At 71.1% G+C, this 13155-nt stretch carries 12 protein-coding genes and 1 tRNA gene; 10 read left to right on the top strand and 3 right to left on the bottom strand.

The window, feature by feature from the left end; translation table 11 throughout:
* Positions 1-115 precede the first annotated feature (115 nt).
* From ACTVCO_RS02730 to ACTVCO_RS02740, 3 genes are read right to left on the bottom strand one after another with little or no spacing between them, the layout of a single operon-like run.
* Positions 116-784, bottom strand: coding sequence for a response regulator transcription factor (locus tag ACTVCO_RS02730; RefSeq protein ID WP_443726844.1), 669 nt, complete (start codon positions 782-784; stop codon positions 116-118).
* Between the two features lies 1 nt (position 785).
* Entirely contained in the window at positions 786-2300 is a 1515-nt protein-coding gene (locus ACTVCO_RS02735) for a sensor histidine kinase (RefSeq protein WP_443726845.1), read from the bottom strand.
* Entirely contained in the window at positions 2297-3319 is a 1023-nt protein-coding gene (locus tag ACTVCO_RS02740) for an adenosine deaminase (protein ID WP_443726846.1), read from the bottom strand. The genes ACTVCO_RS02735 and ACTVCO_RS02740 overlap by 4 nt, the downstream gene beginning before the upstream one ends.
* Before the next feature lie 183 nt (positions 3320-3502).
* Here ACTVCO_RS02740 and ACTVCO_RS02745 point away from each other — a divergent pair.
* From ACTVCO_RS02745 to ACTVCO_RS02790, 10 genes are all read left to right on the top strand, one after another.
* A tRNA-Trp gene (locus tag ACTVCO_RS02745) sits at positions 3503-3575 on the top strand.
* A 121-nt stretch (positions 3576-3696) separates the two neighbouring features.
* Entirely contained in the window at positions 3697-3969 is a 273-nt protein-coding gene (gene secE, locus ACTVCO_RS02750) for a preprotein translocase subunit SecE (RefSeq protein WP_443726847.1), read from the top strand.
* Positions 3970-4022: 53 nt separating this feature from the next.
* On the top strand, positions 4023-4763 hold the full coding sequence (gene nusG / locus ACTVCO_RS02755; RefSeq protein WP_443726848.1) for a transcription termination/antitermination protein NusG: 741 nt from the start codon (positions 4023-4025) through the stop codon (positions 4761-4763).
* A 72-nt stretch (positions 4764-4835) separates the two neighbouring features.
* A complete protein-coding gene (rplK, locus tag ACTVCO_RS02760) occupies positions 4836-5267 on the top strand; it encodes a 50S ribosomal protein L11 (RefSeq protein ID WP_443726849.1) in 432 nt (143 codons plus the stop codon).
* A 103-nt stretch (positions 5268-5370) separates the two neighbouring features.
* The gene (gene rplA / locus ACTVCO_RS02765; protein ID WP_443726850.1) at positions 5371-6090 is read left to right on the top strand and encodes a 50S ribosomal protein L1; all 720 of its coding nucleotides are present in this window, start codon (positions 5371-5373) and stop codon (positions 6088-6090) included.
* A gap of 223 nt (positions 6091-6313) precedes the next feature.
* Positions 6314-6937: an RNA polymerase sigma factor gene (locus tag ACTVCO_RS02770; protein ID WP_443726851.1), complete on the top strand. Its 624-nt coding sequence runs from the start codon at positions 6314-6316 to the stop codon at positions 6935-6937.
* The gene (locus ACTVCO_RS02775) at positions 6934-7431 is read left to right on the top strand and encodes a hypothetical protein (protein WP_443726852.1); all 498 of its coding nucleotides are present in this window, start codon (positions 6934-6936) and stop codon (positions 7429-7431) included. Before ACTVCO_RS02770 ends, ACTVCO_RS02775 begins: the two co-directional genes overlap by 4 nt.
* Positions 7432-7538: 107 nt before the next feature.
* Positions 7539-9371, top strand: coding sequence for a S8 family serine peptidase (locus tag ACTVCO_RS02780; RefSeq protein ID WP_443726853.1), 1833 nt, complete (start codon positions 7539-7541; stop codon positions 9369-9371).
* Between the two features lie 176 nt (positions 9372-9547).
* Entirely contained in the window at positions 9548-10351 is an 804-nt protein-coding gene (locus tag ACTVCO_RS02785) for an isocitrate lyase/PEP mutase family protein (RefSeq protein WP_443726854.1), read from the top strand.
* Positions 10352-10517: 166 nt separating this feature from the next.
* Positions 10518-13112, top strand: coding sequence for a CHAT domain-containing protein (locus ACTVCO_RS02790; protein ID WP_443726855.1), 2595 nt, complete (start codon positions 10518-10520; stop codon positions 13110-13112).
* The last annotated feature ends 43 nt before the right edge of the window (positions 13113-13155 follow it).

Raw genomic sequence — 13155 nt, forward strand, 5'->3', positions numbered from 1 at the left:
CGTCGTTGACGCGGCGCCGTCCCGGTCGACGTCCCCCCGCCGTCTACCGCGACGCAGATGCCCGGCCCGCCTCGTGCGGGCCGGGCATCGACATGTCCGGGGTGCGGGCTGCGCCCTACGCCCCGGGCTGCGCGAGTCGGTAGCCCATCCCGCGGACCGTGACGACACGGTCGGCACCGAGCTTCTGACGCAGGTAGCGCACGTAGACGTCGACGACGTTCGAGCCCGGGTCGAAGTCGTATCCCCACACGCGTGAGAGCAGCTGCTCGCGCGAGAGCACCTGACCCGGGTGCCGGAGGAATGTCTCGAGCAGGGCGAACTCGCGGGCTGAGAGCTCGACGTCGGTCCCGCCGACGGCGGCCCGCCGCGTGTGGAGGTCGAGCGAGAGGTCACCGTGCGCGAGGGTCGTGGCCGAGGCGGGAGCCTCGCTGCGCAGCCGCAGCCGGATGCGCGCGAGCAGCTCGTCGAAGCCGAAGGGTTTCGCCATGTAGTCGTCGGCGCCGTTCTGGAGACCGGTGACGATGTCGGTCGCGGCGCTGCGTGCGGTGAGGATGATGACGGGCACGGTCGAGCCTGAGCCGCGGATGCGCTCGAGGACGGAGAAGCCGTCTTCGTCGGGCAGCCCGAGGTCGAGGATGACGAGGTCGTGGCCGTCCGTGAGGACTTCCGCGACCGCGTCCCGGCCGGTCCCGACCGTCGTGCACGCGAAGCCCGCGGCCGTGAGGCCCTTGACGACGAACGCGGCGATCCGCGGTTCGTCCTCGACGACGAGGATGGAGGGCACGTCAGCTCCGTGGGGTCTCGGGGGAAGTGGTCGGTGCGGCGAGCGGGTCGGGGACTGCGACGTGCACGGGGATCCGCAGCGTGAGCAGCGCCCCGCCGCCGGGGGCGTCGGCGATCGTCAGGGTGCCGCCGTGCGCGTGCGCGATGGCCTGCACGATCGAGAGACCCAGGCCTGCGCCCGCGCCGTGCGTCGCGGCGTCGCCGCGGGCGAAGCGCTCGAGGAGGCGGTCGCGCTGGTCGGCCCGGATCCCGGGGCCGGTGTCGCGGACGAAGATCTCGGCGACCGGTGCGGCGTCGGCGTCGGTCACGAGCCGGGTCCCGATGGCGATCTCGTCGCCGTCGCCCGCGTGTCGCACCGCGTTGGCTGCGAGCTGGACGACGGCCTGGGTGATGCGTTGGGCGTCGAGCTCGACGACGACGTCGGCGCGGGCGTCGACGCGCCAGGTCCGGTCGGCGAGCCCGCGCAGCGTGTCGTGCATGTCGTCCGTGAGCCGTCCGAGGTCGACGGGGGCGAGGGTGACGAAGTCGGGTCGCGCGGCGGTCGCGAGGACCATGAGGTCGTCGAGCAGGCGCGAGGAGCGCGCGAGCTCGGCGAGCGCGACGTCGCGCGAGGCGCGTACGTCGTCCGGGTCGTCCACGTCCATGAGCTCGAGGTGGCCGCGGATGATCGTCACGGGCGTCCGCAGCTCGTGCCCGACGTCATCGAGGAGCCGCCGTTGTGAGGAGAATGCCTCCTCGAGCCGGTCGAGCATGCCGTTGACGGTGACGGTGAGGCGCCCGAGGTCGTCGGAGCTTGTCACGGGGATGCGCCGGCCGAGGTCGCCGTCGTCGGTGATCGTGCGTGAGGCGTCGTCGAGCGCGCGGACGGGGCCGAGGAGGCGCCCAGCGAGGATCCAGCCGACTGCGGCGACCCCGAGCAGCGAACCCAGTCCGACGAGCGCGAAGGTTCGGTACGTGCGGTTGAGCGACGCGCGTTCGGCGTCGCGGTCGTACGCGCGGACGATTGCGCCGGTCTCGACGGAGCCGGCGAGCGCTACGGGGATGACGAGGTAGGTGTAGGTGGTGCGCGAGGTCGTGAGTGTGCGGACGCGTGACTCGACCTCGTCGCCGGGGTTCGCGAGAGCGGCGAGAAGCTCGGCGTCGTCCTCGAGCCGCAGGGCGGTGGACTCTGTTGCGGTGAACGCGAGCTTCCCGTTGATGAAGCCGATCATTCCTTCGTGCCGGGCGGGCACCTTGAGCTGCATCGTCGCGCGGACGAGCGCGCGGGGTGTCGCGAACGCCTTGCCCGTGTCGGGGTCGCGTCCGGTGGTCGCCAGGTGCTGGAACTCGGAGTAGCTCGCGGTGAGGTCGGCCGCGCTGCGTGCGTCGAGCGCGCGGATCTGGAGTGCGTGCGCGGTGAGTCCTGCGGCCGCGAGGCCGAGCGCCGACAGGACGACGACGACGCTGAGGATGCGCGCGCGCACGCTCGTGGCGGCGAGGGCTGCCCGCAGGCTGCGGGGGCGTGGTGGCGTGATCATTCTGGGGTCGCGAGCCAGTCGTCGACCCCGGCGAGAAGCCGTGCGCGGGTCGCGGGGGAGGCGTAGGACGCGTCGATGCTGCTGCGCGCGAGGTGGGCGAGGTCGCTGTCGCTGAATCCGTGCGTCGTCCGGGCGTGGCTGTACTGGGCTGCGAGCCGTGGTCCGAAGAGCAGGGGGTCGTCGGCTCCGAGCGCGACGCGAGCGCCCGCGTCGACGAGGGTTCGCAGCGGCAGCTGTTCGAGCGCGGGGTAGACGCCGAGCGACACGTTGGAGTCGGGGCAGACCTCGAGAGCGATGCCACGCTTGACGATGACGTCGAGGAGGGCGGGGTCCTCTGCGGCGCGCACACCGTGGCCCAGGCGGTCCGGGGCGAGGGCCTCGAGCACGACGCGGAGGTGGTCGGGGCCGAGGAGCTCTCCGCCGTGAGGGAGGCTCGCGAGGCCGGCGCGCGCTGCGATCCGGAACGCCGCCCCGAACTCCGAGGTGAGACCGCGGCGTTCGTCGTTGCTCAGGCCGAAGCCCACGACGCCTCCCGGGTGGTCGCCCGCGTGGCGTGCGGCGAGGCGCGCGAGCGTCCGGGCGTCGAGGGGGTGTCGCATGCGCGAGGCGGCGACGATGACGCCGACCTCGGTCCCGGTCGCGATCGATGCGGACCGGGCCTCGTCGAGGACGATCTCGAGGGCGGGGGTGAGGCCTCCGACGAACGGCGCGTACGAGGTCGGGTCCACCTGGATTTCGAGGCGCCCGGAGCCTTCGGCGGCGTCGTCCTCGGCTGCCTCGCGCACGAGCCTGCGCATGTCGGACTCGCTGCGCACGCATGCGCGCGCGGCGTCGTAGAGGCGCTGGAAGCGGAACCAGCCGCGCTCCGAGGGTTCGAGGCGCAGCGGATCTCCGCTCGTGAGCGCTGCGGGCAGCCGGATGCCGTGGCGGTCGGCAAGGTCGACGAGCGTGGCCGGTCGCATGGACCCGGTGAAGTGCAGATGCAGGTGTGCCTTGGGCAGGCGGGCGAGGTCGCGCACCGCTCCAGTGTCGCAAGGATCGGCGGCGCGTGGCGGCTGAGGTCCGGAGCGTCGCGGGTGTGACGCGGTCGGTTTGGGATGCCGCCTCCCGAGCGGGTACAGTGTCCTGTCGGTGGTTGGAACCACCCTGCTGGTCCGTGCCCTCGCTGAGGGAATGGCGTTGCGGGGCGGGGAGGATCCCGAAGGGTAGTGGCGCAATTGGTAGCGCAGCGGTCTCCAAAACCGCAGGTTGCAGGTTCGAGTCCTGTCTACCCTGCGCATCGCTCGTCCACCGGGACGACGCGGGTGCATGTGCAGTCGTCACGCCGTCGGCGGACGGCGGCGCTGCATATCGACGACGCACGCGCTGACGAGCGCGACGACCGAGGGACATCATCGTGAGCGAATCGGCCGCAGAGGCCCAGGGGGCCGACGCCGCAGCCGTCGAGCGTGCACCCGTGAGCGTGTCCGGCGAGAAGCGCGGCTTCTTCGCTCGCATCGCACTCTTTGTTCGTCAGGTCGTTGCCGAGATCAAGAAGGTCACGACCCCGACGCGCGCAGAGCTCGGCAAGTACACCACCGTCGTGCTCATCTTCGTCGCAGTCTTTACCGCGGTCGTCTTCGTGCTGGACCTCGGGCTCGGCGCAGCCGCGTCCTGGCTCTTCGGCTGACCGCCGACGCCACGCCCCCAGCTCGCAGCAGTCTCAAGGAAGCAGGTCCGTACGTGTCCCAGGAACAGCAGGAGCCGACGGCTGACGTCGTCGAGCCCGCGACCGAGAACATCGAGGCCGTCCCGGCCACGGACGACGCCTCCTCCGAGGTCGAGGTCGACCTCACCGAGGAGACCGAGGACGGCTACGAAGAGGCCGACCCGGTCGAGGTCTTCCGTGCCGAGCTCCGTCGCCAGGAGGGTGACTGGTACGTCATCCACTCCTACGCCGGCTACGAGAACCGCGTGAAGGCGAACCTCGAGAACCGCACCCAGTCCCTCAACATGGAGGACTACATCTTCCAGGTCGAGGTGCCCATGGAGGAGGTGACGGAGATCAAGAACGCGCAGAAGAAGACCGTCCGTCGCGTCCGCATCCCCGGTTACGTCCTCGTGCGCATGGAGCTCACCGACGAGTCGTGGGGCGCCGTGCGCCACACGCCCGGTGTCACCGGCTTCGTCGGTCACACGCACCAGCCCGTCCCGCTCACGCACGACGAGGTCTTCTCGATGCTCGCGCCGAGCCTCATGCCGGCGCCCGAGGCCGCGAAGCCCACGTCGAAGAACGCGAGCGGCGCGATCATCGTCGACTTCACCGTTGGCGAGTCCGTCACTGTCACCGACGGGCCGTTCGAGACGCTGCCCGCGACGATCTCTGAGATCAACGCCGAGGCACAGAAGCTCAAGGTCCTCGTCTCCATCTTCGGCCGGGAGACCCCGGTCGAGCTCTCGTTCGACCAGGTCGCCAAGATCTGATCCGTCCGTAGGGCACTGCAACCGGGTCATCGCCCATGGCGTCGGTCCACTTACCAAGGAAGGAAGGCTCCCATGCCTCCCAAGAAGAAGGTCTCCGGCCTGATCAAGCTCCAGATCAACGCTGGTGCGGCTAACCCCGCCCCGCCGATCGGCCCCGCGCTCGGTCAGCACGGCGTCAACATCATGGAGTTCTGCAAGGCGTACAACGCCGCGACGGAGTCGCAGCGCGGCAACGTCATCCCGGTGGAGATCACCGTCTACGAGGACCGTTCGTTCACGTTCATCCTCAAGACGCCCCCTGCAGCCCAGCTCATCAAGAAGGCTGCTGGCGTCGACAAGGGCTCCGCGACCCCTCACACGGTGAAGGTCGCGAAGATCAGCGCCGCCCAGGTGCGTGAGATCGCCCAGACGAAGCTCGAGGACCTCAACGCGAACGACCTCGACGCCGCGTCGAAGATCATCGCGGGCACGGCTCGTTCGATGGGCATCGTCGTCGAGGGCTGAGTCCCGCCCGCGTCGCCCGGCCTCGGCCGGGCGACGCACCCCCACCCCCAGTGGCAGGGTCCGCGCGGACCCGCACCACGACTGCTCAATCAAGGAGAAGCAGATGGCAACGCGCAGCAAGTCCTACCGGTCCGCAGCTGAGAAGATCGACCGCGAGCGCCTCTACGCGCCGCTCGAGGCCGTTGTTCTCGCCAAGGAGACCGTGGCGACGAAGTTCGACTCGACCGTCGAGGTGGCTTTCCGCCTCGGCGTCGACCCCCGCAAGGCGGACCAGATGGTTCGTGGCACGGTCAACCTTCCTCACGGAACCGGTAAGACCGCCCGCGTCATCGTCTTCGCGAACGGCGAGAAGGCCGAGCAGGCCCGTGCCGCTGGCGCGGACGAGGTCGGCGGCGACGACCTCATCGAGAAGGTTGCCGCTGGCTGGACCGACTTCGACTCGGCCGTCGCGACCCCTGACCTCATGGGCAAGGTTGGCCGCCTCGGTAAGGTTCTTGGTCCCCGTGGCCTCATGCCGAACCCGAAGACGGGCACCGTGACGATGGATGTCGCCAAGGCTGTCGCGGACATCAAGGGCGGCAAGATCGAGTTCCGCGTCGACAAGCACTCGAACCTGCACTTCATCATCGGCAAGGCGTCCTTCACGGCCGAGCAGCTCGTTGAGAACTACGCCGCAGCGATCGACGAGGTCCTTCGTCTCAAGCCGTCCTCGTCCAAGGGCCGCTACATCACGAAGGCGACGCTCGCCACGACGAACGGTCCTGGCATTCCGCTCGACCCGTCGCGCACGTCGAAGCTCCTCGAGGACTCGAACGAGGCCTGAGCCTCGTCGCTCAATCTCGTCCGAAGGCCGGCATCCCCGTCAGGGGGTGCCGGCCTTCGGCGTCTTGCCGACTAGTCACACCGTGTTGCTGGCGCGCGTGTTCGGGCAGACTGTGAGGCGCGTCACGAGAACGTGGTGAAAGTCGATGTATCTGAGCGCCGCCCGCTGTCTCTTTCACAGTGTCAGGGGCGGACGAGCCGGGAGGTGTCGGGTGGGTTCCGTCGTGCAGGATCGACCACGGTCGGGGGACGGACGCGGAGGTGACCTCGCTGAGCGAGGGGCCGAGGCGTTGAGGTCGCTGCGCGAAGGAAACACCGGCACCCTCGGTGAGTTCGTCGCCGATGTCACGCCGCTGCTCTGGCATACCGCGAGGTCCCAGGGCGTCGGCACGACGGATGCGCAGGACGTCGTCCAAGGGGTGTGGGTGCAGTTCGTCTCCCACGCCGATCGGATCGACGATCCGCGCGCGGTGCTCCAGTGGCTGCTCGTCGCAACACGACGCGCAGCCTGGCGCGCAGCGCAGGCGCTGCGTCGGACAGAGGTTCGCGCTGACATGGGTGGCGAGGAACCCGGGTCCGCAGGGGCGACCCGGGCTCCCGCCGCCACTGATGGACCCGAGCAGGTCGTGCTGCGGGATGAGCGGGACCGCCATCTGTGGAGCGCGGTGGGGCGGCTCGACGAGCGGTGCCGTGCGCTTCTGCGGCTTGTCGCTCTCGTCGACCGTCCCGACTACGCGGCCGTGTCGGTTGCGCTAGGCATGCCGGTCGGGAGCATCGGCCCCACCCGGGGACGATGCCTTGCCAAGCTCCGTACGGAGCTCGAGTCTCATGGGGGGTGGACGCGATGAGCGTCGAAGATCAGCACGACGGCGCCGACCAGTTCCTCGACGAGACTGATGTCGCTATGCTCGCGGCGCTGGGTCGGCTCGTGGACGGGGCCGACCCAGCACCGCGTGACCTCGTTGAGCGGTGCACGCTCGCGATGTCTCTCGCCATGATGGACGCCGAGCTCATGGCGATCGCCGCGGACAGTCAGCCTGCGCACTCGGTGCGTGCTGAGGCTGCGGCGTCCGCGTCGACCGTGACGTTCACGAGTGCGCAGGTCTCGGTCATGGTCGATATCTCGCAGGTGGCGGGTCGTGTGCGCCTCGACGGCTGGGTTGCGCCCGCGAGCGAGCTCATCGTTGAGCTGCGCCGGGCGGACGGCCATGTCGTGACGACGACGTGCGACGCGGAGGGGCGCTTCGTCCTTGACGCGGTTCCGCACGGTCTCGCGGGGCTTGTGCTCCGGGGCGCCGGTGATGATGGGCCGCGCCTGACGACTCCTTTGCTCGAGCTCTAGACCGAGTACGACGCGCGCGACGGGGCGCGCACGGTCACGGCCGTGCTGCCTCGAGTGGCGTGAACAGTGCAGTTCGCCGATCCGACCGTGTGACGTGAGGAGTCCGTATGTCGTCCGAGCCCCGTCAGTCCCCAGGTGTGCCGCCCGCGGGGCGGGATCCGCTCGTGTGGCGGACCCGCTTCCTCGATCCTGCAGGCGCGGAGCGTGCAGCGGGCGACCCGCGTCGGGCGTTGCGTCCGACGTGGTACGTCCAGGACCGCGTTCTCGTCACGGTGCGGACGCGCACGCGGGTGCGACGCTCCGTGGCCGACGGGCTGCAGCCGGGCCGCGAGGTCGTTGTGGGGCCGAAGGGGCCGCGTGAGCTGCCCGAGCTGCCTGGTCTCGAGGTCCTGCAGGAGGTTGCGGCGGGCTTGGGGTACGTCCTCGTCGTCGATCCTGGTCTTCCGGACCTGGGTGGGCCTGACCAGCCGGAGGCAGTGCGTGAGGTGCTCGACGTGGCCGAGCGGGAGTGGGCGTACTCGTACGCCGTGACTCTCGTCCCGGGTGCTGACGTCGTCGAGCCGCCCGACGCGTGGACGATCGTCGAGCTGGCGCGCGTGGCGGAGCCGGGCGCGGTGACCTACAGCCTCGACCACGTGATCTCGGCGAACCCCGTGCAGTCGCACCCCTATTCGCAGCCGCAGCCGTTCGCGCAGCCGCATCCGTTCACGCAGTCGCACCCGTTCACCCAGTCCCATCCGTTCACCCAGTCTCATCCGTTCACGCAGTCGCACCCGTTCACCCAGTCCCATCCGTTCACGCAGTCGCACCCGGCGGCTGGCCTCGCTGAGTACGCGTACCCGGGAGGCGGGGGACGGCAGCCTGTTGCGTGGACCGGGCCTGCTCCCGTCCGCGCCCAGGGGCCGGGGCCGGACGTCTTCCACGACGTGACGGGCGCGCGCCGCCCGGTCGTGGCCGTCCTTGACTCGGGCGCGGGCTCGCACCCGTGGCTGGGTGAGGACACGGTCGTGCGGGACCCCGAGGTGCTGGGTGTGCCGATCGCGTGCGTGGGTGCGCCGCCGCTCCCCGTCGAGGATCCCGAGGTCGGCGGGCTCTCGGCGCCGCTCACGGGGCCGCTCGACCCGGTCGCGGGGCACGGCACGTTCATCACGGGGCTCATTCGCGTGGGTGCGCCCGACGCGGTCGTGCTCGCGGCGCGCGTCTATGCGGGCAACGGTGTCATCGCGGAGTCAGATCTTGTCGGTTCGCTCGAGCGTCTCTTCACCTACCACCTGCTGGGACTTGCGGGTGTGCCCGGCTACGCGCCGGTCGACGTGCTCGTCCTCTCGCTCGGCTACTACCACGAGGAGCCCGGTGATGCGGCGTTCGACGAGCCGTTCGGGCGTGCGCTGAGGAGCCTGCGGCGCTTCGGTGTCGTCGTGGTGACGTCGGCGGGCAACGACGGGGTTGCGGTTGAGTGCTTTCCCGCCGCCTTTGCACCGCGTGTCGATCGTCGGCTCTCGCCGCCTCAGCCGCTCGACCCGGCGTCGCTCTCGGCGGAGGAGGTTCCGCAGCTCACGGTGGGGGCGCTCAACCCTGACGGCACGACGGCGTACTTCAGTAACGACGGGGCCTGGGTGAGCGTCATGCGGCCGGGTGCTGCGCTCGTCTCGACGATGCCGGTGACGATCGACGGCACGTTCCAGGCGACGCGTGAGGCGCCCGGCTACGCCGACGACGTGCGTCGCTCGACGATCGACCCGGACGCGTTCACGGCAGGGTTCGGGGTGTGGTCGGGAACGTCGTTCTCGGCACCCGTCCTTGCGGCCGAGGTCGCGCACTGCCTCGCTGGCGCGGGTGGCGGCGGCCTGCGGGCTGCGGGCTCGGCTGCGGCTCAGCAGCGTGCGCGCGCCTGGGGCGCGATCACCGACGTCGTCGGGCTCGTCCCCTCCGGACGCTGATTCGCGCGTCCTGTGTCACCTGGGGCGGCGGGCCGACGATCTTCTTGGCCCGCCGGCCCCGGCCCCGGCCCCGGTGCGGGGAGGGGCGGCCGGGCGGGCGACGGCCGGGGTGTCGGGTGGTGGGATGTCGTGGCGAGACGCGGCAGGGTTTGGCGTCTCGGGCTAACGTCGTGCCTATGACGTCTGCTGAGCGACCCGAGACCACGACGACCCCGGCTGACAGGGCTCGTGCCCTGCGAGAGCTGCATGCGGCCCCGGAGATCCTCCGGGTCGTCAACGTGTGGGACGTCGTGTCCGCGAAGGCCGTGCTCGCGTTGCCTGAGACGCGTGCGCTCGCGACCGCGGGGCACTCGATCGCGGCGACCTTCGGCTACCCCGACGGGACGATCCCGTTCGAGACGACGCTCGACATGGTGGGCCGGATCGTCGTGGCGGCAGGCGACATCCCCGTGAGCGCGGATCTCGACAACGGGTACGACGACCCGGCTGAGACGACTCGCCGAGCCATCGGCGTCGGCATCGTCGGTGCGAATGTTGAGGACCGCCTGCTGCCGGTCGTCGAGTCCGCGCAGCGCGTTGCCGCGATCATCGCCGCGGCTGAGGCTGAGGGCGTGCCGTTCGCGCTCAACGCTCGCACCGACGCGTTCGTGCGTGGCGGCGACAAGCCCGTGGCGGAGAAGATTGCCGACGCGATCGAGCGGGGCCGCGCCTACCTCGACGCTGGTGCTGACATCGTCTTCGTCCCTGGCGTCCTCGATGCGGACGTCACGCGCCAGCTCGTCGCGGGCATCGGTCACCGCAAGGTCTCGGTCATCGGCCTGCCTGGAGCGCTCAGCGCTGCAGAATACGAAGCGCTCGGGGTCGGCCGCATCTCGTACGGCCCGACGACGCAGCGGGTTGCTCTCACCGCGCTTCAGGACGTGGCGGCGAGCCTCTACGCCCACGGTGTCATCCCGTCCTCGACGCGCGCGCTCAACTGACGAGCGGGGCGTCGGCTCGCTCCCAGCCGGCTGCGCCCGGCCCGGTGCGCGGCGGAGGTTCCTGCCGAGGGCGCACGGGGGTGGAAGGGTCCAGGGCCGCTTTTCGCCCGGGGGCTAGGCTGACCTTGGCCTTCATCGTCTGGCCGCCCCCGTGCAAGGAGGTCGTGTGCTGCCCAGCGAGGATCTGGTCGCGGCGGTCGACGCCCTGCACGCGCGCGCCAACGACTGCTCGGACCGGGGGCGTCCGGCAGAGGCCCGCGATGTCTTGAACGAGGCACTCGCACTGCTCGGTGAGCCTGAGGACCCGCACGAGGCCCGGGTGGACGCGACGGCGCTCCCGCGTCCGGTCGCGAGCGTCACCGCGCGTGTGCTCGTCTCGCTCGCGGCGCAGGGCGACGCACTCGCGCCGGACGACGCGCTGAGTGAGCGGCGACTCGCGCGGGCACTTGCGCTCGCCGACGCGTCGGGCACGCACGCTGTCGCGCTCACCGTCCACGGGCAGCGGGGATTGCGCGCGCTACGCGCGGGCGACGCCAAGGCGGCGCTCGTGCACCTCGACGCGGGCGTGGCGCTCATCGACCATGCGAGCCCCCGTGACGCGGGGATTCTCCTGCTCAACCGCGGGACCCTGCACCTCGAGCGCGGTGATCTCGAGGCTGCAGCCGCTGATCTGGCGCGGTGTGCGCAGGGTGCGCAGGACGCGGGCGACCCGATGCTCGTCTTCAAGGCCCGGCACAACCTTGGCTACGCGGAGTTCCTCGCTGGGCGGCTGCCCGAGGCTCTCGATGCGATGCAGAACGCCGCGGAGCATCTGCTGCCCGGGCTCGGTGAGACCCTCACGACCATGCCGATCGCTCTCCTCGACCGCGCTCAGGTGCTCTTCGAGGTCGGTCTCCTCACGGAGGCCGACGTGCTCCTCACTCAGGCCGCGGAGAGCTTCTCGGCGCGGGGTCTCATGCAGGACCTGGGTGAGGTCGAGGTGCTCCGCGCGCGGTGTGCTCGGCTGCTCGGACGCCATGAGGACGCGCGGATGCTCGCGAGGCGTGCGCGCCGTCGCTTCGGTGCGCGCGGCAGCACGACCTGGGTCGAGCGTGCTCGGCTCGTCGAGCTGCGAGCACGCCTGGATCTCGTGCCGGACCCGTCCCCGCGCGCTCGGGCGAGCCTGCGTGCGGTGCGTGATGCTGCCCTCGATCTCGCTGGTCCGTCCCGTGGTCGTCCGCAGGTGCGTGCCGCGGCGCTCGTCGTGGCGGCCGAGGCCCACGCGCGGCTTGGCGAGCACAGCGAGGCCCGTGCCCTCGTCGGACGCGTGGCGCGCAGCCGGTGGGGCGGCGCGATCGACATGCGCACGAGCATCGAGGTCGTCCGTGCGCGGTGCGCGTTTGCGGACGGGGATCTCGCTGCCGGGGTCCGGGCCGTCATCGCCGGGCAGGCGGCGCTCGCCGAGCACCGCACCCAGTTCGGGTCGGTCGAGGCACTGGTGGCGTCGGGTGTCTTCGGAGAGCGGCTCGCTGAGCAGGACGTCGCGGCCGCGGTGCGTACGGGTGATGCTCGCCGCGTCCTCGATGCTGCGGAGCGCGCCCGTGCGCTCTTCGCGGGCCTGGCCTCTGTTCGTCCCGCTGACGGGGCCCAGCAGGTTGCCGTCGAGCTGCGACGCGTGAGCGAGGAGCTACGCGTCGCTGAGCCCACGGCTGATCCTCCCCGGGTGAGAAGCCTTCATGCGCGGACGATCCAGCTGCGTGAGCAGCTGCGCGCCGAGGGCTGGCGTGCAGCGGGTGCGGGGACCGTCCCGCGCGCGACGCGTGCGGCTGAGGTCGAGCGGGAGCTCCGTGGCGGGCATGCCGCGCTCGCTGAGGTGGTCGTGGTGGGGGGCGAGCTTGTCGTGGCGGTCGTCGACGGTGGGCGCGCGAGGCTCGTGCGACTCGGTGCTGTGGCGGCTGTGCTCGAGGCGGCGCAGCGACTTCGGGCTGACCTGCGGGTCCTGGCTCGGCCAGGGATGCCGCCGGCGATGCGACGAGTGGTTGAGGCGTCTGTCGTGCGTCAGGCCGAAGCCGTCGACGCGCTGCTCGTCGTCCCGCTCGGGGTCGACGGGCCGCTCCACGTGGTGGGGCCCGCCTGGTGCGTGACGCTGCCGTGGGCGACGCTTCCGTCACGTCGTGGGGTAGCGACGAGCGCTGGACCGCGGGTGGACCTCGCTGGGCCCCGCTCTGCCCGGACCGCGGGACAGCGGGTCGTCGTCGTCGCGGGTCCTGATCTGCACGAGGCGGAACGTGAGGCGTTCGAGATCGCTGCCATGTGGCCGGACGCCGAGCTTCTCGTCGGGCAGGACGCGACGTGTGCGGCCGTGACGCACGCGTTGCGCTCTGCGGACGTCGTCCATCTCGCGGCGCATGGCACTCATGCTCCTGAGAACCCGCTGTTCTCGAGCGTTCGGCTCGCGGACGGCCCGTTGCTCGCGCACGAGATCGCGACGGGCCCGGTGGCCGCGAGCACAGTCGTCCTTGCTGCGTGCGAGGTGGGGGCGGCCTCCGAGCGTGCGGGTGGGCTGCCTCTCGGGCTCGCGAGCGTCCTGCTCGGGCTGGGCGCCGACCATGTCGTGGCGTCGGTGGCCCCCGTGGGCGACGCAGCTGCGCGCTCGCTCATGACGCGGTTCCATGGGGAGCTCGTCGGGACCGGTGCCGGGATCGCGCGTGCGCTGGCGGCCGCGACGGAGTCGTCGTCCTCTTCTCCTTTCGTCGCGTTGACGACGTCGCTCACCGTCTGAGGCGCGTCGGTCGGGTCGCCCGACGAGGAGGGAGGGCCCCGCT

Origin of the sequence: Sanguibacter sp. A247 (assembly GCF_052324925.1) — a bacterium.
In the GTDB taxonomy this organism is placed as follows: domain Bacteria; phylum Actinomycetota; class Actinomycetes; order Actinomycetales; family Cellulomonadaceae; genus Flavimobilis.

Bases quoted from the DNA above. Each gene is read 5' to 3' on its own strand.
- ACTVCO_RS02735 (WP_443726845.1), bottom strand. From the start codon at position 2,300: ATGATCACGCCACCACGCCCCCGCAGCCTGCGGGCAGCCCTCGCCGCC.
- rplK (WP_443726849.1), top strand. From the start codon at position 4,836: ATGCCTCCCAAGAAGAAGGTCTCCGGCCTGATCAAGCTCCAGATCAAC.
- rplA (WP_443726850.1), top strand. From the start codon at position 5,371: ATGGCAACGCGCAGCAAGTCCTACCGGTCCGCAGCTGAGAAGATCGAC.
- ACTVCO_RS02775 (WP_443726852.1), top strand. From the start codon at position 6,934: ATGAGCGTCGAAGATCAGCACGACGGCGCCGACCAGTTCCTCGACGAG.
- ACTVCO_RS02780 (WP_443726853.1), top strand. From the start codon at position 7,539: ATGTCGTCCGAGCCCCGTCAGTCCCCAGGTGTGCCGCCCGCGGGGCGG.
- ACTVCO_RS02785 (WP_443726854.1), top strand. From the start codon at position 9,548: ATGACGTCTGCTGAGCGACCCGAGACCACGACGACCCCGGCTGACAGG.